Below are 21,095 nucleotides of genomic sequence, written 5' to 3'. Positions count from 1 at the left end.
CCAGACATGGCCAAGCGCCTCGACATCAAAGATCTCAACATCTACTACGGCAAGTTTCACGCTGTCGCCGATGTGGGCCTGTCCGTCCCGCCCCGGAGCGTGACCGCGTTCATCGGTCCGTCCGGCTGCGGAAAGTCGACGGTCCTGCGCACTCTCAACCGCATGCACGAAGTAATTCCCGGTGCGCGCGTCGAGGGTTCGGTCCTGCTCGACGGCGAGGACATCTACGATTCCAGCGTCGATTCGGTAGGCGTTCGCAAGACCATCGGCATGGTCTTCCAGCGACCCAACCCCTTCCCGACCATGTCCATCAAGGACAACGTCGTCGCCGGCCTGAAACTGAGCGGTGAACGCAACAGGAAAAAGCTCGACGAGGTGGCCGAGCGTTCGCTGCGCGGCGCCAACCTGTGGAACGAGGTCAAGGATCGCCTCGACAAGCCCGGTGGTGGCCTCTCAGGCGGTCAGCAGCAGCGTCTGTGCATCGCGCGTGCCATCGCCGTCTCGCCCGACGTCCTGCTCATGGACGAGCCGTGCTCCGCGCTCGACCCGATCTCGACTCTCGCGATCGAGGACCTGATGACCGAGCTGAAGAAGGACTTCACCATCGTCATCGTCACGCACAACATGCAGCAGGCTGCGCGTGTGAGTGACCAGACGGCTTTCTTCAACCTCGAGGCAACCGGCAAGCCCGGTCGACTCGTCGAGATCGACGACACCGAGAAGATCTTCTCGAACCCGACACAAAAAGCCACCGAGGACTACATCTCCGGTCGCTTCGGCTGAGCGACACTGTGGCTGTGCGGGCAGTCGACCTCCTCCTCACCGGCTACTTCAGGTGAGACAATGGGTACGTTCTGAAATAGGGGGTCGACAGTTGACTATCGAATTGCGTCAGCCGGACCGGGAGGTCGCTGCGGGAGCGCATTACGGCTACTCCTTGGCCGATTCGCATACGCGTCTGCTTCTGGCGGAGCCGGACCCAGCCACCGCTGCGCAGTTCATGGCGGCCGCCGACCACATGGGGATTCGCACCGACTGGTGCCGTGACGGTGCCGAGACTCTACTGGCGGTGGGTGCAGAGGTGCCGACCGTCCTGATCTTGGCTGCTCACACCGACAACGTCGACGCCGCCCGAGTGGTGGCCACGATTCGAAGCCGGTCCGATGTTCCGATCCTGGTCGGTGCAGCCAAGTCGGGCGACGAGCGCATCGTGCGCGAAGTCCTCGCCGCGGGCGCGTCGGCGGTCGTTGCCCGCCCGTACGACATCACCACCATTGCTCCGTTCGCCGGCATCACCGCGCTCTCCCTCGCCGAAGACAGTGTCGTCACCGCCGGACCGATCCGGGTCAACCCCAGTGGCTACGAGACCCGCGTCGGAAACCGCGAAGTGCAGTTGACGCAGCGGGAGTTCGAACTGCTCGTCTACTTGATCAAACGCCGCGGCCACGTCGCCAGCCAAAGCGAGATCAGCCTCGCAGTCTGGGGTCACAGCGCCGAAACGAACACCGTCGCGGTGCACGTGAAGCGGCTACGTGAAAAACTCGGCTCGGACACCCAGCACGGACAGTTCATTCGCACCATCCGCGGCGCCGGCTACCGCCTCGCTCCTTCCTTGTGTGCATGAACCCATCAGCTCCCTGCGGTAGCAGAACCCGGAAGAACTCCCAGGTCGTGTGATGGGCGCACCCACCGACGACTGGGAATCAGGATTCCGAGCACTGACGAAGTTCGTCGAACTCAAAGGTCATGCCGGCCCGGCAGGTCGAGTCCATGCGTTCGGAATCGATCTCGGCGGCTGGGTGGCACGTCGACGGATCGCATACTGGGACGGCACACTCTCCGCCGGTGAAGCCGACCTCCTCGAAAACCTACCCGGCTGGACCTGGGGGAAACCGCGACGCAAAAGTTGGCGAGCAGCACTGTCCGCATTATCGGACGAGCTCGCCGCGCGCCCCGACACGGACCTGTCGTCGACTCTCGTGATCGATGGTATCGATCTGGTCGCATGGGCGAACGCCCAGCGCACAGCCCACCAGAATGGCGAGCTCACCGACACCCAGATTCTCATGCTCGAAGCCCTACCCGCCTGGATGTGGGACAACGACACCGTTCGTTGGGAAACCGGGCGCTCTGCACTCGAGATGTACCTCCGAGAGCACGATGGTGCCGATGTCCCTCGCTCAGCGCGCGCCAACAGCTTCGACGTGGGCAAATGGGTGTTCCGCTGCCGAGAAGAGCATCGCGCCGGCACCCTGCCCCCGGATCGTATCGCCGAACTGAACAAGCTCCCAGGGTGGCGATGGGGCCGCGAGAGCGACGCGTGGATACAGGGGATCTCGGCCCTTAAGGCCTACACCGCCATCCACGGAACAGCCTCCCCCCGACAATCAGAGATCCTCGACGGGTTCTCCCTCGGACAGTGGGTCCACCACCGGCGCCGCGACTACAAAACCGGCACCCTGGCGATCGAGAAAATCGCCGCCCTCGAAGCGCTGCCCGGCTGGGACTGGGATCCTTTCCAAACACAATGGGAGAGAGGGTTTTCCGTATTGACTCAGTTCGTCGCGAACTCCGGTCATGCTCGACCATCCAAGAGCGCGGTCACCGGAACTTATCCCCTCGGCGAATGGGTCAGCACCCAACGAAAACACCACCACCGAGGAATTCTGTCCGACGCCCGCTCCGCACGACTCGAACAACTTCCAGGTTGGCGCTGGATCGACGACAAACAGCACGAGTAAACCCGGCAAGTGAACCGTCGCAAGACAACCCCACTCATGCTCGCCAGCAACCTTGGATCACAGCGATGCAGGTTTCGCAGAGGATTCCTGCTTTCCAAGGCAAGGCGAAGTGCACATGGCTCCCTGGGAACGAAAGTTCCGGAAACGCTCAATGGTGACCTCGGCCCCCGAGTGGCGGCGCCTGTCAATTCCCGCACCCGGAGAATCCGCCGAATCGATGTTCCCGACAGATCCCGACACCACTACTTCTGCACCGGACTGATCAACACACCGGCAACACCGCTACAACCGCTTCGCTCACCTCATCACATTGCTGAGCGCCGAACCTGCTGAAACAGGGGGGTGCACCCGCAATCGATTTCACGATTCAGCAACACCGTCCTGAGGCTCAGATTCCAGGATCCAGCACACACCGACATCGTCGGTTTCCGGCGGAATCCCACTTTCCGCTCGACCCAGCAGCGCAACAAGGTTTGTTTCGAGGGTGGCAAGTTCGCGGATCTTGCCACGAACCTGGGAGAGATGCTCCGAGAGCATCTCCACGACCTGCTCACAAGGAGCCGCCCCGCGGTCATGGGTGGTGAGGATCTGGCGGATCTCTCGCAAGGTGAGACCTGCAGACTGGGCGCTGCGGACGAACCGCAAACGCGAAAGAGATTCCGGACCGAAATCCCGGTAGCCGTTGGACTTTCGGACCGGGACGGGAATCACCCCACTGTCCTCGTAGAAACGCAGCGTCTTCGGGGCAACGCCACTCCGAGCGGCCAGTTCACCAATTTTCACGAGATCCTTGACCTTCCATCGCACTGGAATGTCCATTATGGATGACGTTCGGGAACCGCAGGTGACTCGGACCGCTCGTCGTCGCGCTGACGGCGAACGCTCAGAAGGAGGTGTGAAATGAACCCACTGGAGATGTTGTGCGACTGGCTGTGTCGAGCGATGGGTCCTTGCTGTCCCCCCATGTGATGCCGTGGCGAGCAACTCGGAATCTACCGATGTCACTTCGCCGTTCCTGGTGAGGTACGTCGGCCGGCCACCGTTCGGCTGGCGTACCGCATTCACTTCCAAGTCCGGTGCATCACCCTTCCTCGAATCGCCCTACATTGCTATCATCGTTTTATGACGATGAATAACGAGTCGGGATGCCTCGCTGCAACCGGCAGCGGGTCCAGTCTGGATGCGGCAGTGGCACTGTTCCACAGTCTCTCGGATGGCACCCGGTTGTCGATCGTGCGCCGTCTCGCCGAAGGAGAAGCGCGGGTTGCGGATTTGATCGGTGAACTCGGCCTCGCCCAGTCGACGGTGTCCGCACATGTCGCATGCCTACGTGATTGCGGTCTGGTCGACGGCAGACCAGAAGGTCGGCAGGTGTTCTACTCGCTGGCCCGACCGGAGTTGATGGACCTACTCGCCTCGGCGGAGACGCTGCTTGCCGCGACAGGGAACGCGGTTGCCCTGTGCCCGAATTACGGCACCGACACCGGAGATAGCCGTGAGTGACGCGTGCGGCTGCGGCCACGACGAACCCCGCGCCGAGGGCGAGGAAGAACACGAGATCGAAAAGTGGTGGCAGGTTACCGAGATCCGGGCGGCCGCAGCAGCGGGCGTGCTGCTGATCGCGGCCCTGACAGTCCGGCTGGCCGGCGGGCCTGATGCTCTCGGGATCGGCTTCGAAGCGGGCGCGCTGATCATTGCCGGCTACACCTTCGTCCCGTCCACTCTCACACGCCTGGCCAAGGGCAAGATCGGCGTCGGCACCCTGATGACGATCGCGGCCGTCGGCGCGGTACTGCTCGGCGAGGTCGGCGAAGCAGCCATGCTCGCATTCTTGTTCGCGATCAGCGAGGGACTCGAAGAGTATGCCGTCACCCGCACTCGCCGTGGCCTGCGCGCCCTGCTGTCCCTGGTCCCGGACACCGCGACAGTGCTCCGCGGCGGCCGGGAGGAAACCGTCCCGCCCTCGGAGCTCGAGCTCGGTGAGGTCATGATCGTCAAGCCCGGGGAACGGATCGCCACCGACGGCATCATTCGCAGCGGGCGCACCGCCCTGGATACCTCCGCGATCACCGGAGAGTCGATGCCCGTCGAAGCCGGTCCCGGCGACGAGGTGTTCGCCGGGTCGATCAACGGCACCGGCGTCCTCGAAGTCGAGGTCACCGCAGATGCGCAGGACAATTCGCTGGCCAAGATCGTGCGGATCGTCGAGGCCGAGCAGTCCCGCAAGGGCGAGGCGCAACGCCTCGCCGACAAGATCGCCAAGCCGCTGGTTCCGGGCGTGATGATCGTCGCCGCGGCTATCGCCGCGGTCGGTAGCATGCTCGGTGATCCGCTGGTGTGGATCGAACGAGCCCTGGTGGTACTGGTCGCCGCGTCGCCGTGCGCGCTGGCCATCGCGATCCCCGTCACCGTTGTCGCCGCAATCGGCGCAGCATCCAAGCTCGGCGTCCTGGTCAAGGGCGGCGCTGCCCTCGAAGCGCTCGGCCGGATCCGCACCGTCGCGTTGGACAAGACCGGCACCCTTACCCGCAACCAACCCGCCGTGATCGACGTCGCGACCGCGAACGGCGCCGACCGCGGGGACGTTCTCGCGGTGGCCGCAGCGTTGGAAGCGCGTAGCGAGCACCCTCTCGCTCGCGCGATTCTCGCCGCCGTCGAGGACTATGTGCCTGCCGACGACGTGGACGCGGTCACAGGGGCGGGCTTGACCGGCTACATCGACGGCATACCTGTGCGCCTCGGTCGACCGGGCTGGATCGACCCGGGTCCGCTGGCAGGGGATATCGAGCGGATGCAGCATGCCGGCGCCACTGCGGTGCTGATCGAGCGCGCCGGAACGGTCATCGGGGCGGTCGCCGTCCGTGACGAGCTCCGACCGGAAGCACGTGAGGTGGTTGCCGGGCTACGACGCGGCGGGTACACCGTCGCGATGCTCACCGGCGACAACGAACGCACCGCCCAAGCGCTGGCCGCCGACGTCGGCATCGACGACGTGCACGCCGACCTGCGCCCGGAGGACAAGGCACGGATCGTGGAAACCTTGCGTGCGCGCCGCCCGACGGCAATGGTCGGGGACGGTGTCAACGACGCCCCCGCCCTGGCCACCGCCGACTTGGGCATTGCCATGGGCGCGATGGGATCCGACGTGGCCATCGAGACCGCCGATGTTGCTCTGATGGGCGAAGACCTGCGGCACCTGCCGCAGGCGTTGGCGCACGCGCGCCGCTCCCGGACCATCATGCTGCAGAACGTCGGACTGTCGCTGGCGATCATCACCGTCCTGATGCCGTTGGCCTTGTTCGGGGTCCTCGGCCTGGCCGCCGTGGTCCTGGTGCACGAGGTCGCTGAGATCGTGGTCATCGCCAACGGTGTCCGGGCCGGCCGCGCGCAAGCCTTCCCCACCGGATCGGTACCCGCACCGGCGGGGAAGGTCGAGGCCCGCACGTGAGCGAATTAGCGGCTCGATCAATCCGCACAGGTAGCACGCGGCGGGTGATTCTCGTGGTCGTCGGTCTCGCTCTCATCGCGATCGCACTGTCGGCCGAACCCGTTGCGCGCCGTACCCTTTCCGGTGCACGCACCGTCGATATGGGATTGCTGCAACTGAAGTTGGCGTACAACAGCGGTGTCGCGTTCAGCATCGGCCAACAGCTTCCGGCCTGGATCATCCTCGCGGTCACCGCCGCCATCACTCTCGGCGTCGGAATTTACGCCTGGCGCACCGTCCCCACCGCTTCACTGGTGGGGACGGTGGGTTGGTCGGCGATCCTCGCCGGAGCTGCCGCCAACGTGATCGATCGTGCCGTCGACGGAAAGGTCACCGACTATTTCCACACCGGCTGGTGGCCCACCTTCAACCTCGCCGACACCTACATCACCTGCGGCGTCGTGCTGCTCGTCGCATCACTGATCTTTGAGTCCACCCACGACCCGGCCGATCCCCCGCCCGCACAGGAGAGTTCGAAATGACAGCAATACCCGAGATCAGGCCGCGCCGCGGCAGCCGCCGGATGCGAGGATGATCGGCACCATCGCCGCGGCGGTAGCGATGTTCGCCGGCACCAACATCGACGACATCGTCGTACTGACCGTCCTGTTCGTCGCCTCCGCCAGTCAAGGACGGCCGCGGGCATGGCAGATCGTTGCCGGCCAGTACCTCGGCCTGATCACCCTCGTCGCGATCAGTGTGGTCGCCGCCCTCGGGTTGGTGATCGTGCCCGAGGACTGGGTTGGACTACTCGGATTACTTCCCCTGTCGCTAGGAATCTGGGGACTGATCCAGGGCTTACGCAGCGACGGAGACGGTGAACCCGTAGTGGTCGCGGCCGGGACGATCAGCGTCGCCGCCATCACCATCGCCAACGGCGCCGACAACATCGCCGTCTACACCCCGGTCTTCCGCACTCTCGGTGCGCCCCAGACCATCGTTACCATCGCCGTGTTCCTGATCTGTGTCGGACTCTGGTGCGCCGCCGGCAGAATGCTCGGCACCCACAAGAAGGTCATCGACACCCTCGAGCGCGTCGAGCACTGGCTCGTGCCCACAGTCTTCATCGGGCTGGGCGTCATCATCCTGCTCGAATCCGGTGTGATCGGCCGCCTGATCGCCGCCGCGGCATGACCGACACTGCTGGCACGGTGGCACCTTGATCCGTCCCGGCTCCTCGCGGTCGCCGGGGCACGCGGATGTCTGCGACTCCGCGCACCGCATCCCGGCCGGAACCGTGCATGGCGCGTCACAACGGTCCGGCCACCGAAGCAAAGGCGAGCGGAAGATCCAGTGCGAATTGGCAGAACGACAAACTCGGACGGCGCCCGAATGATCGTTGGACCAGCGGTGGCCGCCTTCTCGGACGTCGGCACGGGCAGGGGTTGGGCTTCCTGCCCTCTGTCGGAATTATCCGATGGCCGTTTGCTGAAATCGGGGAGATCAGCCCCGTGAACCACTCGCATCGTGCGGCTTGCGCAGCGGCGGCGCATTCGTCAGGCGGGCGATGTGTGGAGGCCGAGCTGCACGGCATGCTCGTAGTCATCGTCGATGAGGACCACTGTGCGGTGTTCGCGGTCGAGAAGTGAAGCGGCGATCGATGCGCGGTAACCGGATGCGCAGTGCACCCACACTTCGGCCGCGGAAACTTCCTCGAGTCGGTGTGGTAGCTCGTGGAGGGGGATGTTCACGGCACCAGGAAGGTGGCTGTCCGCGTACTCGGACTGTTGACGCGCATCGAGGACGCTTATCTCACGTTCGCCGGTGGCCGCCGCGAGTCCGGCGAAGTCGGATACATCGTAGGAGCGGACCTTTCCGTCGCCGACGAGCGAGTGAATCTCACCGACGGCGGATCCGGAGGGACTGTCGATGCCGATCCGAGCCAGCTCGCGGGTCGCCTCGGCGATCTGGTCGGTTGTTTCACCGATCAGCGTCAACGGCACGCCCCACTGATAAAGCCATCCGAGATAGGTGACGAAGCTGGTCGACAGTTCGAACCCGAGAGAGCCATCGACGTGGCCGGCGGCGAAAGCGGTGCGTGCTCGTAGGTCAACGACCCATTGCCCGGCGTCGATGCGGCGACGTAGTTCGTCTGGATCGACGGGCTCGGGCATGGACAGGTCGATCGGGGCCGGCCCTTTGGTGTTGATGACGCCCATATGGGCGTAGTACGCGGGATATGCAGACAGGCCCGCGATCAGCTCGTCGACATAGGTGTGTTCGTCCTGAGTCAGTGCGGGGTTGGACTGCTGCTGTTCACCGATGGTGGATGAGTCCCCGCTGGTCGGAGTTGCGGCACAGAAGCTACCGAACCCATGTGTGGGGTAGACCTCCACCTCAGCGGCCAGTTCGGCCGCGATACGGCGGACCGAATGGTACTGCGCGTGGGTCAGTTCATCAGTGTGCTCGGAGCCGAGCAGGTCAGTGCGCCCGGTGGACCCGTAGAGCATGGAGCCGCCGGTGAAGATTGCGATCGGCTCGCCGCGCCGGTGCAGAACGTAACTGACGTGGTGATGAGTATGCCCTGGGGTGTGCATGACCTCGAACGTCGTCGATCCCGCGTCGACGACATCGCCGTCGACGACTGCTCGGCGCTCGTATTCGACCGGATCGCCGTCCGGGACGACGTATTCGGCACCCGTGGCGCGCGCAAGTTCCAGGCCGCCAGTGACGTAGTCGTTGTGGATGTGAGTTTCCAGCACGTGGGTGATGACAGCGTTCTTTTCTGCTGCCAGCGCCCGGACGCGGTCGATGTCGCGTTGTGGATCGATCACCACGGCGATACCGTCGTGGCTGATCAGATAGCTGCGGTCGCCGAGGCTGGAAGTTTCAATGATGGCGATGTCCGGGTCGGTCGTGCTCATGGGGAGCTCCTACATGTTGTCGGTCGGCCTCGTTCCTGATGTGAAGCGGGCGTTCAGGCCAGCGCCAGGAAGAGCTTTTCCAGTTCTGCTTCGGTCATGGGTTCTTTGTTGTCTGCCGCTTCGCCTGTCATGCACTCTCGGAGACCGGTAGCGACGATCTTGAAGCCAGCTTTGTCGAGGGCCCTGGAAACAGCGGCGAGCTGGGTGACAACGTCTTTGCAATCGCGTCCGTTCTCGATCATGCCGATCACTCCCGAGAGTTGGCCGTGTGCGCGGCGGAGGCGGTTGAGGACCAATGCGATGCTGTCTTCGTCGCCGATCATGGGGTCTCCTTCAGATGCATGATGATGCCAGAAATTGCCAGATTACCCCCGGGGGCATCCAACGGGGTGCACGGTAGATCATCCGAGAACGAGAGTGTCGATGAGGACGTAACCTGCCACGACAAACACCAGGTAGGCGAACCACTGCCGAAGTGAGTCCGTGGCGATGCGTGTACCGAATCGTCCGGCCACCAACGAACCCGCAATGGCTGAACCTGCGAACGCTGCCGTCAAGGGCCAGTTTCCACCTAGGCCGTCGGCCTGAGCGATGAGTCCGGCGGCGGAGTTGGCGACGATGACCACCAAAGAGGTTCCGACGGCGACACTCATCTCGATTCCCAGCAGCAGAACCAATGCGGGGATGATCAAGAAGCCCCCGCCGACGCCGAACAGTCCGGTAAGGACACCGACGCCGAATCCGGTCGGTATGGACCGAGGTGCGCATCGGCGCCAGTTGATCCCGGAATTGCTCGTCCTGCAGGCGGTTCCGGGATTGTCGGGGCTGCGCAGCATGCGTGCCCCCGCGAGGATCATGACGATCGCAAAGCCGATCATCACGGCAGTTTCAGGTAGATGCTTGCCAAGGGCAGTGCCGGCCAGGGTGCCGAGGACTCCGGTGGCGGCGAAGATTGCCGCGAGTCGCCATTCGATGAGCCGCGCCCGCACCTTGGAGATGACCCCGACCGCGGAGGCGACACCGATCACCAACAGCGAAGTCGGTATCGCCTCCGGCAGGGGGAACCCGAGAGCGTACACGAGGATCGGGACAGCGAGGATCGATCCACCGCCTCCGAGGAGACCGAGCAGGATTCCGACGGTGAGGCCGAGCGCCAGCGCCAGGGTCAACGTCATCAACTGCGCACTGCATCCCGACTGCCGAGCGTGTCCAGGGCGGCTTGGAGTTTGGTGGTGGCCTCGGCCGCGACATCTGACAGTGCTGGTTCGCCCGTCACTTGGACCATGAGGTCCGGGTTCATCGCCTCGACGATGACCGATCCGGCGGTGGTGTCGGCACGGACGACGACGTTGCAGGGCAGTAGCAGGCCGATCTCACGCACGATTCCTACGGCGCGGTGTGCAAGCGTGGGATTGCACGCGCCTAGGATCAGATACTTCTCCATGTCTGTGCCAAGTTTGGCTTTCAGGGTGGCCTGCATGTCAATTTCGGTCAGCACACCGAAGCCTTGCTCGGACAGTGCTGCTTTGGTGGCGGTGACCGCCGTCTCGAAGTCGGTGTCGGTCAAGGTGGTCGAGAGTGCGATGGTCATGGTGGAGAATTCCTTCCGTTCGTCGAACTGCGGCAATTGTGTGCCTATCCGCTTCGGGGGTGGCGAAGACTTGGTACGCCCGCTCTGGTGAGAAGCGCACTTGCCGGGCACCAGCCGACCGCGGCGTAGAGGGCGAGGTTCGCGGCGGCGAAGGCGCTGAGCAGCCTCCACCGTGGTGCGTGGAGTTCGCCGAGGGTCAGGCCCGTCGCGGTGACGCCGGCGGCCAGTGCGGGGACGATACGTTCGATCGGCCACCCGGCAGACGTGCTCGAATGCGTGATGTTCGGATCGGTCATGATTCCTCCGTGAGGTGTTGTAATGGTCAGTGCGAGAAGCGGATCGACGGCAACATTCTGCGCAGCCAGCCCGGTGCCCACCATGCAGCGTGACCGCTCAGCCGGAGCAGGACCGGGAGCAGGATCAGCCTGATCAGGAAGGCGTCGAGCAACACCGCGACGCCGAGGATGATGCCCATTTCCTTGGGTGGGAGCGGATCGGAGAGCGCGAAGGTGAAGAACACGGCGACCATGACCGCCGCAGCGGCGAAGATGACGCGTCCGGAGTGCGCGAGGCCGTCGACCTGAGCAGCCTTCGGGTCCCCGGTCTTCTCGTAGTGTTCTTTCGCGGTGGCGAGCAGGAACACGGTGTAGTCCATGGCGATGGCAAAGATCATCGCGAAGAAGAACACCGGCCCCCAGCCGTCGAGGAAACCTTGAGGGGTGAAGCCGAGCAGCGACGATCCGTGTCCGTCTTGGAAGATCAGCTTCGCAACCCCGAACGCTGCGGCGGTCGACAGCAAACTGACGGCGGTGCCGAGGATCGCGATCAGTGGTACCTGCAGAGCGACGAGCAGCAGGATGAAGCCGAGGGCGAGGATGATCCCGATAACCAACGGTAGGTAGTCGTTCAGGGCTTGCTGCAGGTCGAGGTTCTCCGCTGGCGCGCCGCCGACGAGCGCGGACTCCGGTAGTTGTGCGCGTAGGTCACCGAGGATCGTGCCCATGGCCTCTGCGGAAGGGTCCACGGCAGGAAACGCTTGCAGCAGTGTGTAGTTCGAATCGTCTGTTGATGGTGTGGGCGGGGTGACCATCGAGATCCCGTCGACGCTGCTCGCTGCCGCGGCGGTAGCAGCCGCATCGGAAGACGGGACAACTATCTGCAGCGCGCCGGGTGCCCCGTCACCGAACTGGGCCTGAACCAACTCGTAACCTTGCCGAACGGGCGCATCGTCGGGAACGACAGCGATGGACGGCATTGCCACCTTCAGTCCCAGGACAGGTAAGGCCAGGGCGACGAGGATGCCGACGGAGACCAGCGCGAACGGCCATGGGTACTTGTGAAGCAATTCGCCCCACGCAGCGAACTTCGGGGATCGGTGCTGTTGGCGTTTCGCGTAAGGCAGGGATGCTGCGTTGACCTTGGGGCCGAGTGCGCCCAGCGTGGCCGGAAGAAGTGTCATGGTGGCGATCAGAACGAACGTGACGGCCAGCATGATGCCTACGGCCATGGTGCGCACGGCCGGTGCGGGAACGAGCAGCACTGCCGAGAGGCTGACCAGGACGGTAAGTCCGGACAGGAGCACCGCTTTGCCTGCGGTGTCCATGGTTTCGGCAACGGCTGCTCGTGGATCGGCCGTACGGAGGGCGTCGCGGAAGCGGGCGACGATGAACAAGGCGTAGTCGATGCCGAGAGCGAGGGCGAACATCATCGCGAAATTCATCGCCCATACCGAGATCGGTGTGACCTCGTTGAGCAGCACCAAACCGCCGGCGGAGGCGACGAGTCCGGCCACTGTGAGCAACAGCGGCAGCCCGGCAGCGACGAGGGAGCCGAATGCGAGCACCATGATCGCCAAAGTGACTGGCCAAGAGAATAGTTCAGCCTGAATCATCGCATCGTGGTTGGCTTTGTTGAAGTCGGACCACAACGCGGAGGATCCGGTGGGATAGACCTCGATACCGTCGCCGGAGAGTGCGGTCAGCTCGTCTTTGACATCGTCGACGGCTTTGACCATGTCGTCCGCGTTTGCGTTGGCGCCGGCGATGAGGATGCCGGTGTGGCCGTCGGGGCTGATGGTCATACCAGGCTGTGGGGCGATGACGGCACCGAACCGGGTGTCACCGTCGAACACAGCTGTGACGTCGATGAGTCTCTGCTGCACGGTGGGATCGTCGATCGACGCGGTGTCCGAATGGACCACCACCTGAACCGCGGCCGAGGAGTTCCCGCCGAAATGCTGTTGCGCGAGTTCACGGACCTGGACCGATTCGGATCCGTTGGCTTGCCACCCAGCACCCGCCAGTGACGAAAAAACCGACGGCGCTGCAGATCCGAGCGCGACAAGCGCGATCAGCCAGACACCGAACACCCATCGGCGGCGTGCGACCATCGCGCTTCCCAGGCGTCCGAGTATGCCGGGTGTAGATACGCGATCACGATCGTCACGACCGGTGGCCGTCACGGTGTCGGGCACAGACATAACTTCTCCTAAAATACGGGCTGGGGTATTCAAATGAGCGAGCTAGACCTCGGTAAACCTGACCCAATTGGAAGGTTAGGCCCTTGCACTCGCGACCGGGATTGGCGGCGAAACAGCGATCGCGAGGCGCTGGCGCCGATCGATAGGACCAACGGTCTCAGCAGAGCAGGTGCACTGCCGAGGCCGTGAAACATCCTTCGTGACGTCGTCGACATGTCGATCGCAACCTGCCCACGCGATCTTGTCGCATATCGGGCACGGGACGGGGTAACACATAGACAGTCCTTTCTGACGAGCGTCTACCCACTGTTGCATATACCCAGGGGGGTATGCAAGTACCCCTGGGGGTATACGCTCGGGTAGGCCGTTCGCTCCTCTCGGGCGCCCACCCGAGGGGGTGGGCCGTCCGGGTCGTCGAGTGCCCAGGCGAGGTACCGCTTTCTGGGTAGCCGACGCACACGTCGGCGCATCCGTCGAGACGACTCAGTCCGGGTGCGGCGGCCACGCCATCGGTGAGAGGTCTCGGGAACTCGTGGCGTGGATCGAGCGCGCCGGAACCGTCATCGGGGCAGTCGCCGTACGAGACGAGCTCCGACCGGAAGCACATGAGGTGATCGCCGGGCTACGACGCGGCGGGTACACCGTCGCGATGCTCACCGGCGACAACGAACGCACCGCCCAGGCGCTGGCCGCCGACGTCGGGATCGACGACGTGCACGCCGACCTGCGCCCGGAGGACAAGGCACGGATCGTGGAAACCTTGCGTGCGAACCGCCCGACGGCAATGGTCGGGGACGGTGTCAACGACGCCCCCGCCCTGGCCACCGCCGACTTGGGCATTGCCATGGGCGCGATGGGTTCCGACGTGGCCATCGAGACCGCCGATGTTGCTCTGATGGGCGAAGACCTGCAGCACCTGCCGCCGGCTCTGCATCCGATGAACCGAATGCTCGCACAATTGCGCAGTGTCTACACGAAGCGCATCGCTTGCACGACCGACACAGCGCCGTCGCGTTTCGGCCCGCAAAGAGGACCGCAGCCGGCCGCACCAGCGATGACACCCAGCGTTGGCATCACCTCGAACGCACACATGTCCTCTCCCAGCCCTGTCCATGGCCACACAAACCACCTCGCCATGCTCCCCTGGCCTTACATCAGCGTGACTGCCGCGAAGCCGTCGGGCAGGTTCTTCGCATCATCGTCGTCGCCGCCCCGGGATCCGCACTGGGCCGCTATCCGGAGGGCAACACCGAACGAACTCGTGCCGGTCTTATGACACCGATGCCGATACCTGACGATCTTGCCGAGAAAATGCAGACCTACCAGTCCTGGGTTTCGTTTACCGCGAGCTGTCCTGCACTGCCGCATACTCGAAACCACACGCCGACGGAGGAACACCATGATGCACCTTGAAATTTTGCAAGTCCCGGACTGCCCGAACGTGCAGCTCCTCGAACAACGGATCGAGCACGTTCTCGCGGAGGAGTCCATCGATTGGGAACTGCGCCACGTAATCGTCGACGATCCTCGATCCGCAAGGCTTGCGGGCATGACCGGATCGCCGACGTTGCTCGTCGACGGCCGCGATCCGTTTGCCGAACCGGACCAGGTCCCCAACGTGTCATGCAGGCTCTATCGAGATTCCACGGGCGAGGTCGGTGGCGCTCCTACCGTTGCTGCACTGAGGGGTGCGTTCGGTATGGCTGCGCCCACAGCTGATGTAGAGGGCGATGAGTGAAAGTATCGGCCACCCACCGGTGGTCCCAACAGGGTCGTCTCCAGCAGCAGCCCCGGGGTTCCTCACAAGGGCGAGCTGACTCAACGGTCCTCCGTACTGCGCCTGCTCGAGTCTCGTCCGCCTGATCCCGCAGCTTGTACCGATTCCGAAACTCGAGACCACCACGGATACCGCCGACTCCGCACCTGATCCCGTCACCTGACATCTTCATCCCAATGCCAATCAATGCATGATCGCGCGCCCTCGGCATCACCCAGGAAGGCAGCTTTGAGCGGTCATACGTCCAAAAAAGACAGGTTGTGGCACCGATGCTGGGCATTTTCGTTACTGGAGCTTTCACGCGCACCTAACCGGAGGGAACCCTTCACCGGGTGCGCATTGCACGCCGTTTTTCATCTACGACCATCACTTCTTCATTGATCCGGCGGCGCAATGACCGGAACGCGATCGCAGAGATGGCGAATCCGAGCAGCACCGCCCCGAACAGTGCTAACACACCGGGGATTTCGAGTTCGAGTATGGCGTTGATTCCCATGATGATCACTGCGAGGCCGGCGATCAGGGCGAGTCGAACCGCGGTGTAGTACATCACCAGACGCACGAGCTTTGACCGTGCTACACGGTTGATCCGCGCCACGCGCGTCTGCGGTGCTTGATGGGCACCCAGTGCCGCAATTTCTGGGCTGACTGGTGGATTGATACGGCCCTTCGGAGCGGACTGGCGTTTCACGATGCTCGATTCTCGGGTTCGGATCCCGCCTCTGGTTGGCGGGGGCGACAGAACGAACCATATGTCTACTATGCACAATAGTAGTTCAGTGTTGTCCCGGTTCACCGCACCACGCTTGGAGGAAGTGCATGCAGGCACAGTCTCGGTGGTTCCTGCTCTTCCTGGTTGTGATCGGTCTTCTCGTCGTGGCGATCTGGCCTCGATCAACGTCAACCGAGACCCATTCCTCGACCCGGCCTCAAGTGCCTCCGGCCGCCCAGGCAGATGAAGATCGCGTCGACTCGGGGTTTTCCTCGAAGTCCGCGGCAGCAGCGGTTCCCTGTCCTGTGGCCCCGGCAGTACCGCCCGCTGGAGGAGAACTCCTGGGAATCAAAGCGACGTGTCTTGGCGAGAATACTGTGGTCGACCTCGGTGCAGCGCTGTCCGGGGAGCCGACCCTGATCAACCTCTGGGCCTCGTGGTGCGGGCCGTGCCGATCGGAAATCCCGGTCCTGAATGACTATGCAGGTACTCCGGGCTCCATCCGAGTAGTCGGGATCAACGTCCAGGACGACATGTCCACAGCACTAGCGCTTCTCACCGCTGCAGGCGTGCACTATCCCTCGTTCGCTGCGGTCGACGACATCGGAATTGCGCTATCGGCGCCGCCAGTTCTGCCGCTGAGCTTTCTCGTCCAACAAGACGGGTCCGTCGAACAGATTACAACCCCCATGGTTTTCGAAAACACTGACCAAATACGCTCCGCTGTAAGTGAGTTGATGAAATGAATGCCCCCGCACTCCCTCGCAAATCGAGACAACGCGTACTCGGAAAACCGACCCGCATCCTCCCACTGGTCGCTATTCTCACTGCGATCGTCGTCGCCGCGAGTGGATGTGCAACCGGCACCGATGCAGTCGCTTCGGGTGCGAATTTCGATTTCGTGTCACCGGGAGGACAAACCGATATTTTGTACGACCCGCCCGAATCGCGAAACATGATCGGTGTATTGGCCGGACCTGACCTCATGGCCGACGGTAGCGATATTTCACTCACTGATTACGCCGGTCAGGTCGTCGTGATCAATCTGTGGGGGCAATGGTGCGCCCCGTGCCGGTCCGAGGCCGACGATCTCGAGCGCGCGTACGAAGCAACCGAAAGTCTCGGTGTTCAGTTTCTCGGGATCAACGTTCGAGATCCTCAACGAGACAAGGCCCAGGACTTCGTCGTCGACAACAACGTCAGCTACCCCTCGATCTACGACCCGTCGATGAGAACTTTGACAGCGCTCGGCGGAAACTATCCGACAAGCGTGATTCCCTCCACCTTGGTGTTGGATCGCAGACAGCGCGTCGCCGCTGTGTTTCTTCGCGCACTTCTCACCGAGGATCTGCAACCGGTCATCGAGCGCGTGGCGGCCGAGCGGTGAACGAACTCGCCCAAGGTGTCGGCTCCAGCTTCCAGACCGCCGCCGCGAGCGGCCCGTTACTGCTCGCCGTAGCAGCGTGCATTCTGGCCGGTCTGGTGTCGTTCGCATCGCCGTGTGTGGTGCCGCTCGTTCCCGGATATCTGTCGTATCTGGCCGGCATTTCCGGAGCTGATTCTCCAGCGGTGACCCGTGGCGACGAGACCTCGGAACCTGCAGGCAGATGGCGGGTTACCGGCGCGGCAACGATGTTCGTTGCCGGATTCACCGTGGTGTTCGTTCTCGCCACCGCGTCGGTGTTCGGGGTGATCGGAACCCTGCGCATCAACGAAGACCTGCTCCAACGGGTGGGTGGTGTGATCACCATCGTGATGGGGTTGACCTTCATCGGCTTGATTCCTGCCTTGCAGAAAGACACACGGTTCGCCCCGCGGCGTATCTCCTCCCTTGCCGGCGCGCCCTTGTTGGGGGGCGTGTTCGCGTTGGGTTGGACACCATGTCTCGGCCCCACCCTCGCCGGAGTTATTTCGGTGGCGGCCGGAACTGAAGGCACGACAGCAGCGCGGGGCGTGATACTGATTGTCGCCTACTGTCTGGGATTGGGACTGCCGTTCATCGTGCTTGCGTTCGGGTCGGCGAAAGCTCTCCGCGGCGTCGGGTGGCTCAAACGCCATTCACGGACGATTCAGATCGTCGGCGGAATAATGCTCGTCGCTGTCGGGCTCGCACTGGTCACCGGCGTGTGGGGCATGTTCGTCGGCTGGTTACGCAACGAATTCGTCAGTTCGGTCGTGCTGCCGATATGACAGATAACGCCACCGCGGGAGGTCGCATCCGCCGCCTACCGAGACTGATTATCCGAGAAAGCGTTCGACTACTGCGCCACAATTGGCGCCGGTTGACGTCGATGAGCACCGCGCTCGTGCTCCTGTTCCTCTTGGCACTCGCAGCACTTCCCGGTGCTATGTTGCCTCAGCGAAATCTCAACGTACAGAAAGTTTCCCAGTACATCGCGGCGCAGCCAACCCTCGGCCCGCTATTCGACAAGCTGGAGTTGTTCGACGTCTTTTCCAGCTTCTGGTTCACTGCGATCTACGTCCTGCTGTTTCTCTCTCTCATCGGCTGTCTTGTTCCACGCCTGCAGGCGCATCTCGGCGCGCTTCGGAGCCAACCTGTACGAGCACCTCGGAATCTGTCCAGGTTGCCGCACCATTTCCACGGCGTAGTTGACATCTCGCATGACGAGGCCCTCACCAGAGTGCGGCAGTCGCTCAAGGGCTGGCGGGTAGCCGTCAGGTCCGAAAAGGATTCCGAGGTATCGGTTTCCGCGGAAAAGGGGTATCTGCGTGAGGCCGGGAATCTGGTGTTCCACTTCTCGCTGATCGGGTTGCTCGTCACCGTCGCGATCGGCAAGTTGGTGGGGTACGAGGGTTCGGTGATCGTCATTGCCGACGGCGGCCCCGGTTTCTGTAATACGTCACCTGCCGTGTACGACTCGTTCCGCGCGGGAAGTGCTACTGACGGCACGGGTCTCGCGCCCTTTTGCATCAAGGTCAACGACTTTTCCGCAGATTATCTCGATACTGGTCAGGCCGAAATGTTCACCTCCAACATTTCGTATCAGAGCGGGCAGGATATCGCGACCAATACCTGGAAAGACTATCGTCTTCGGGTCAACGAACCGCTGCGTACCGACGGTGCCCGTGTTTATCTGACCGGCCATGGGTACGCGCCGCAGTTCACCGTCACTTTTCCCGACGGACAGTCCCGTACCGAGACGATGCAGTTTCAACCGGACGATGCGGTCACGTTCCTGAGCAGTGGGGCGTTGCGGTTCGATCCGCCAGGTGGATCGTTTCCGAATCCGGACGAGCGCCGGAAGAATCAGATCGCCATCGAGGGACTCTTCGCGCCGACCGCTTCCTTCAGCGGGACGCTTCTGACTTCGTCGTTTCCCGATGCGCGTGACCCTGCGGTCGCGATCGACATCTACAAGGGCGATACGGGTCTGGACACCGGCATCCCGCAATCGATCTTCTCGTTGAACAAGGAAATGATCAACCAAGGAAGGCTGGTCAAACAAGATCGTGTGAACCTCCGCCCTGGAGAGACGCGGACTCTCACCGATGGAACACAGGTTCGGTTCGACGGCGCAAAGGAATTCGCCAATTTGCAGGTGTCGTACGACCCTGTGCAACAGTGGGTTCTCGTTTTTGCGGTCACGATGATGCTCGGACTTCTGATCTCGCTCGTGATCAGGAGGCGACGGATGTGGGTCCGTCTACGCCCGGGGGCGGGACCAGAGCAGGTTGATCTCGAACTCGGCGGATTGGCGAGGACCGATCATGCCGGGTGGGGCGGCGAATTCGACGACCTTCGCGAGAAGTTGGTGGCAGATCAGCGAAGTTCTCCGCCGATGAGAGTGAGCATGTGAAGGTCCCTTCCCTCGAATGTGCACTTGTCAGCGACGGTCACACTGATTCAGGCCCCAAAGATGTCCGGCCCGCGCGGCGCAGCGGCGGAATTGCTCTGCGTTTCGCGTTTTCGGTGGGCGCTGGATGGCTGCTGTTTCTCAGCTTCCCGCCGCGCACGCTGTGGTTTCTCGCACCTGTCGCCATCGCCCTGCTGACGGTTGTTCTCCGGGGGCGAAGTCTCCGGGCAGGTTTCGGATTCGGCTATGCGGCGGGGCTGGGCTTCTTCATGCCCTTGCTTCCGTGGGTCGGGGCGTACGTGGGTCCGATCCCGTGGTTGGCGTTGGCGTCGATAGAAGCGGTCGCATTCGGAGTGTTCGGCGTCCTGGCAGTGGCGGTCGGTCGCGCTCCGCTCTACCCGGTGTGGATTGCGGGCGCATGGGTAACCACAGAAGCGCTTCGTAGTCGAGTTCCGTTCGGCGGTTTCCCTTGGGGGCGTTTAGCTTTCGGGCAAGCAGACAGTCCGTTGCTACCGTTGACGGCGATAGCCGGGGCACCAGGGTTGTCCTTTGTGACCGCGCTGACCGGAACTCTCCTTGCCTGGTCCCTGGCCGGAACCTCCCGTGTTCGATGGCAGGCATTGATGAAGGGTGGAACGGCCATCGTCCTCGTGTTCGTGAGTGCCTTCGTGGTGAGTTCTCCTGAAGTAACCCCGGACGAAGTCGTCACGGCGACCGTCGTTCAAGGTAATGTGCCGCGCCTGGGCCTGGATTTCAACGCCCAACGCCGAGCGGTGCTCGACAATCATGTTGCCCGCACCGAACAACTCGCAGCTGAGGTCACAGCGGGCCGAGCAGCCCGGCCACGACTTGTCATCTGGCCCGAAAACGCTTCGGATATAGATCCTTTGACGAATCGGGATGCGGCGGATCGACTGGACCGAGCAGCCCGTTCTATCGGCGCCCCGATCCTGGTCGGTACGGTCCTGCAGGGCGAGCCAGGAACATCGATCAACAGTGCCATGGTCTGGGATCCGACGGACGGCCCTGGGCAGCAACACATCAAACGGCAGCTTGTGCCCTTCGGGGAGTACCTGCCGCTCCGATCGATCGTTCGTGCAGTGTCGTCGTATGCCGATGCAGCAGGCAATTTCATTGCCGGGAACGGGAACGGCGTCGTCGACCTCAACGGCGTCCACATAGCTGTTGCCACCTGCTACGAGGTGGCCTTCGACGATCTGGTGACCGAGTCCGTCAAGGCAGGAGCCACCGTCATCGCGGTTCCCACCAACAACGCGACCTTCGGCCGGACCGAGATGACCTTTCAGCAGCTGGCCATGTCGCGGGTGCGGGCGGTCGAACACGGCCGCAGTGTGCTGATCGCAGCAACCAGCGGTGTCAGCGCAATCATCACGCCAACGGGTGTGGTGCGTCAACAGAGCGAGATCTTCACAGCACAAGCATTGACCGACGAGATCGCCGTTCGCTCCGATCTCACGTTGGCAACACGTGTGGGTTCGATTCCGGAACTCGCGTTGTCTGCGATCGTGCTTTCTCTCGCCACTTCGGCACTCTTCAGAGGCATGTACCGGGTTCGGCGGGGTGAAAGAACGAGAACATGAATTACTATGCATGATAGTAATTCAGTGT

Annotated in this window: 23 protein-coding genes and 1 pseudogene; 15 read left to right on the top strand and 9 right to left on the bottom strand. The window is 62.9% G+C overall.

All coding sequences use genetic code 11. From position 1 onward, the window contains the following. Positions 1-6 precede the first annotated feature (6 nt). The 3 genes from pstB (at position 7) to ABTX60_RS39980 (ending at position 2,741) form a co-directional block, all read left to right on the top strand. Positions 7-783: a phosphate ABC transporter ATP-binding protein PstB gene (gene pstB / locus ABTX60_RS39990; protein ID WP_003944636.1), complete on the top strand. Its 777-nt coding sequence runs from the start codon at positions 7-9 to the stop codon at positions 781-783. Positions 784-874: 91 nt separating this feature from the next. Then, positions 875-1,624: a winged helix-turn-helix transcriptional regulator gene (locus tag ABTX60_RS39985; protein ID WP_003944618.1), complete on the top strand. Its 750-nt coding sequence runs from the start codon at positions 875-877 to the stop codon at positions 1,622-1,624. 52 nt (positions 1,625-1,676) lie between these two features. Beyond that, entirely contained in the window at positions 1,677-2,741 is a 1,065-nt protein-coding gene (locus ABTX60_RS39980) for a helicase associated domain-containing protein (RefSeq protein WP_011331631.1), read from the top strand. Between the two features lie 360 nt (positions 2,742-3,101). Here ABTX60_RS39980 and ABTX60_RS39975 read toward each other — a convergent pair whose 3' ends face one another. After that, positions 3,102-3,560: a heavy metal-responsive transcriptional regulator gene (locus tag ABTX60_RS39975; protein ID WP_003944650.1), complete on the bottom strand. Its 459-nt coding sequence runs from the start codon at positions 3,558-3,560 to the stop codon at positions 3,102-3,104. A gap of 303 nt (positions 3,561-3,863) precedes the next feature. On the opposite strand from ABTX60_RS39975, the gene ABTX60_RS39970 reads away from it, so the two are divergent. Genes ABTX60_RS39970 through ABTX60_RS39955 form a run of 4 tightly spaced genes read left to right on the top strand, consistent with a single transcriptional unit; the run spans position 3,864 to position 7,362 of the window. Continuing rightward, positions 3,864-4,244: an ArsR/SmtB family transcription factor gene (locus ABTX60_RS39970; protein ID WP_003944657.1), complete on the top strand. Its 381-nt coding sequence runs from the start codon at positions 3,864-3,866 to the stop codon at positions 4,242-4,244. Then, on the top strand, positions 4,237-6,189 hold the full coding sequence (locus ABTX60_RS39965; RefSeq protein ID WP_003944623.1) for a heavy metal translocating P-type ATPase: 1,953 nt from the start codon (positions 4,237-4,239) through the stop codon (positions 6,187-6,189). The genes ABTX60_RS39970 and ABTX60_RS39965 overlap by 8 nt, the downstream gene beginning before the upstream one ends. A 44-nt stretch (positions 6,190-6,233) precedes the next feature. After that, on the top strand, positions 6,234-6,710 hold the full coding sequence (gene lspA, locus ABTX60_RS39960) for a signal peptidase II (RefSeq protein WP_003944608.1): 477 nt from the start codon (positions 6,234-6,236) through the stop codon (positions 6,708-6,710). A 49-nt stretch (positions 6,711-6,759) separates the two neighbouring features. Further along, the gene (locus ABTX60_RS39955; RefSeq protein ID WP_003944587.1) at positions 6,760-7,362 is read left to right on the top strand and encodes a cadmium resistance transporter; all 603 of its coding nucleotides are present in this window, start codon (positions 6,760-6,762) and stop codon (positions 7,360-7,362) included. A gap of 362 nt (positions 7,363-7,724) precedes the next feature. Here the strand turns inward: ABTX60_RS39955 and ABTX60_RS39950 are convergent, their stop codons facing one another. The 7 genes from ABTX60_RS39950 to ABTX60_RS43365 form a co-directional block, all read right to left on the bottom strand. Then, complete coding sequence (locus tag ABTX60_RS39950) at positions 7,725-9,092, bottom strand: MBL fold metallo-hydrolase (RefSeq protein WP_003944677.1); 1,368 nt, start codon at positions 9,090-9,092, stop codon at positions 7,725-7,727. A gap of 53 nt (positions 9,093-9,145) precedes the next feature. After that, positions 9,146-9,415 carry a metal-sensitive transcriptional regulator gene (locus tag ABTX60_RS39945; protein WP_003944639.1) on the bottom strand — a complete coding sequence of 90 codons (270 nt, stop codon included), beginning with the start codon at positions 9,413-9,415 and terminating at the stop codon, positions 9,146-9,148. Positions 9,416-9,493: 78 nt separating this feature from the next. Further along, the gene (locus ABTX60_RS39940) at positions 9,494-10,267 is read right to left on the bottom strand and encodes a sulfite exporter TauE/SafE family protein (protein WP_003944622.1); all 774 of its coding nucleotides are present in this window, start codon (positions 10,265-10,267) and stop codon (positions 9,494-9,496) included. After that, positions 10,267-10,683: a DUF302 domain-containing protein gene (locus ABTX60_RS39935; protein WP_011133463.1), complete on the bottom strand. Its 417-nt coding sequence runs from the start codon at positions 10,681-10,683 to the stop codon at positions 10,267-10,269. Before ABTX60_RS39935 ends, ABTX60_RS39940 begins: the two co-directional genes overlap by 1 nt. A gap of 44 nt (positions 10,684-10,727) precedes the next feature. Further along, positions 10,728-10,979 carry a YgaP-like transmembrane domain gene (locus ABTX60_RS39930; RefSeq protein WP_003944652.1) on the bottom strand — a complete coding sequence of 84 codons (252 nt, stop codon included), beginning with the start codon at positions 10,977-10,979 and terminating at the stop codon, positions 10,728-10,730. Between the two features lie 26 nt (positions 10,980-11,005). Further along, a complete protein-coding gene (locus tag ABTX60_RS39925; protein ID WP_037131615.1) occupies positions 11,006-13,162 on the bottom strand; it encodes an MMPL family transporter in 2,157 nt (718 codons plus the stop codon). 75 nt (positions 13,163-13,237) lie between these two features. Further along, positions 13,238-13,438, bottom strand: a complete 201-nt coding sequence (locus ABTX60_RS43365; protein ID WP_080552817.1) for a DUF8730 family Cys-rich protein — start codon at positions 13,436-13,438, stop codon at positions 13,238-13,240. Positions 13,439-13,559: 121 nt separating this feature from the next. Here ABTX60_RS43365 and ABTX60_RS39920 point away from each other — a divergent pair. From ABTX60_RS39920 to ABTX60_RS39910, 3 genes and pseudogenes are all read left to right on the top strand, one after another. After that, positions 13,560-14,054 (top strand): annotated as a pseudogene (locus ABTX60_RS39920) (HAD-IC family P-type ATPase); the annotation flags it as partial. A gap of 95 nt (positions 14,055-14,149) precedes the next feature. After that, positions 14,150-14,575, top strand: coding sequence for a DUF3703 domain-containing protein (locus ABTX60_RS39915; RefSeq protein WP_087503898.1), 426 nt, complete (start codon positions 14,150-14,152; stop codon positions 14,573-14,575). Further along, positions 14,562-14,900 (top strand): hypothetical protein, encoded by a 339-nt coding sequence (locus tag ABTX60_RS39910; protein WP_003944633.1) that lies wholly within the window; start codon positions 14,562-14,564, stop codon positions 14,898-14,900. Before ABTX60_RS39915 ends, ABTX60_RS39910 begins: the two co-directional genes overlap by 14 nt. Positions 14,901-15,264: 364 nt before the next feature. Here ABTX60_RS39910 and ABTX60_RS39905 read toward each other — a convergent pair whose 3' ends face one another. Next, positions 15,265-15,630, bottom strand: coding sequence for a DUF4229 domain-containing protein (locus tag ABTX60_RS39905; RefSeq protein WP_019747393.1), 366 nt, complete (start codon positions 15,628-15,630; stop codon positions 15,265-15,267). Positions 15,631-15,758: 128 nt separating this feature from the next. Here ABTX60_RS39905 and ABTX60_RS39900 point away from each other — a divergent pair, with 128 nt between their 5' ends. The 5 genes from ABTX60_RS39900 to lnt all read left to right on the top strand — a co-directional run bounded on the left by ABTX60_RS39900 (position 15,759) and on the right by lnt (position 21,067). Next, a complete protein-coding gene (locus ABTX60_RS39900) occupies positions 15,759-16,397 on the top strand; it encodes a TlpA family protein disulfide reductase (protein WP_003944602.1) in 639 nt (212 codons plus the stop codon). Further along, the gene (locus ABTX60_RS39895) at positions 16,394-17,038 is read left to right on the top strand and encodes a TlpA disulfide reductase family protein (RefSeq protein ID WP_003944594.1); all 645 of its coding nucleotides are present in this window, start codon (positions 16,394-16,396) and stop codon (positions 17,036-17,038) included. Before ABTX60_RS39900 ends, ABTX60_RS39895 begins: the two co-directional genes overlap by 4 nt. Next, on the top strand, positions 17,035-17,841 hold the full coding sequence (locus ABTX60_RS39890) for a cytochrome c biogenesis CcdA family protein (RefSeq protein ID WP_003944619.1): 807 nt from the start codon (positions 17,035-17,037) through the stop codon (positions 17,839-17,841). The genes ABTX60_RS39895 and ABTX60_RS39890 overlap by 4 nt, the downstream gene beginning before the upstream one ends. Before the next feature lie 101 nt (positions 17,842-17,942). Beyond that, complete coding sequence (gene resB, locus ABTX60_RS39885; RefSeq protein ID WP_229757318.1) at positions 17,943-19,469, top strand: cytochrome c biogenesis protein ResB; 1,527 nt, start codon at positions 17,943-17,945, stop codon at positions 19,467-19,469. Continuing rightward, a complete protein-coding gene (gene lnt / locus ABTX60_RS39880; RefSeq protein WP_003944595.1) occupies positions 19,466-21,067 on the top strand; it encodes an apolipoprotein N-acyltransferase in 1,602 nt (533 codons plus the stop codon). Before resB ends, lnt begins: the two co-directional genes overlap by 4 nt. Positions 21,068-21,095: the final 28 nt, after the last annotated feature.

It is taken from the genome of Streptomyces sp. NPDC126510 (genome assembly GCF_040302345.1).
GTDB lineage: Bacteria > Actinomycetota > Actinomycetes > Streptomycetales > Streptomycetaceae > Streptomyces.
This window is presented reverse-complemented; position numbering and strand designations above follow the sequence as displayed.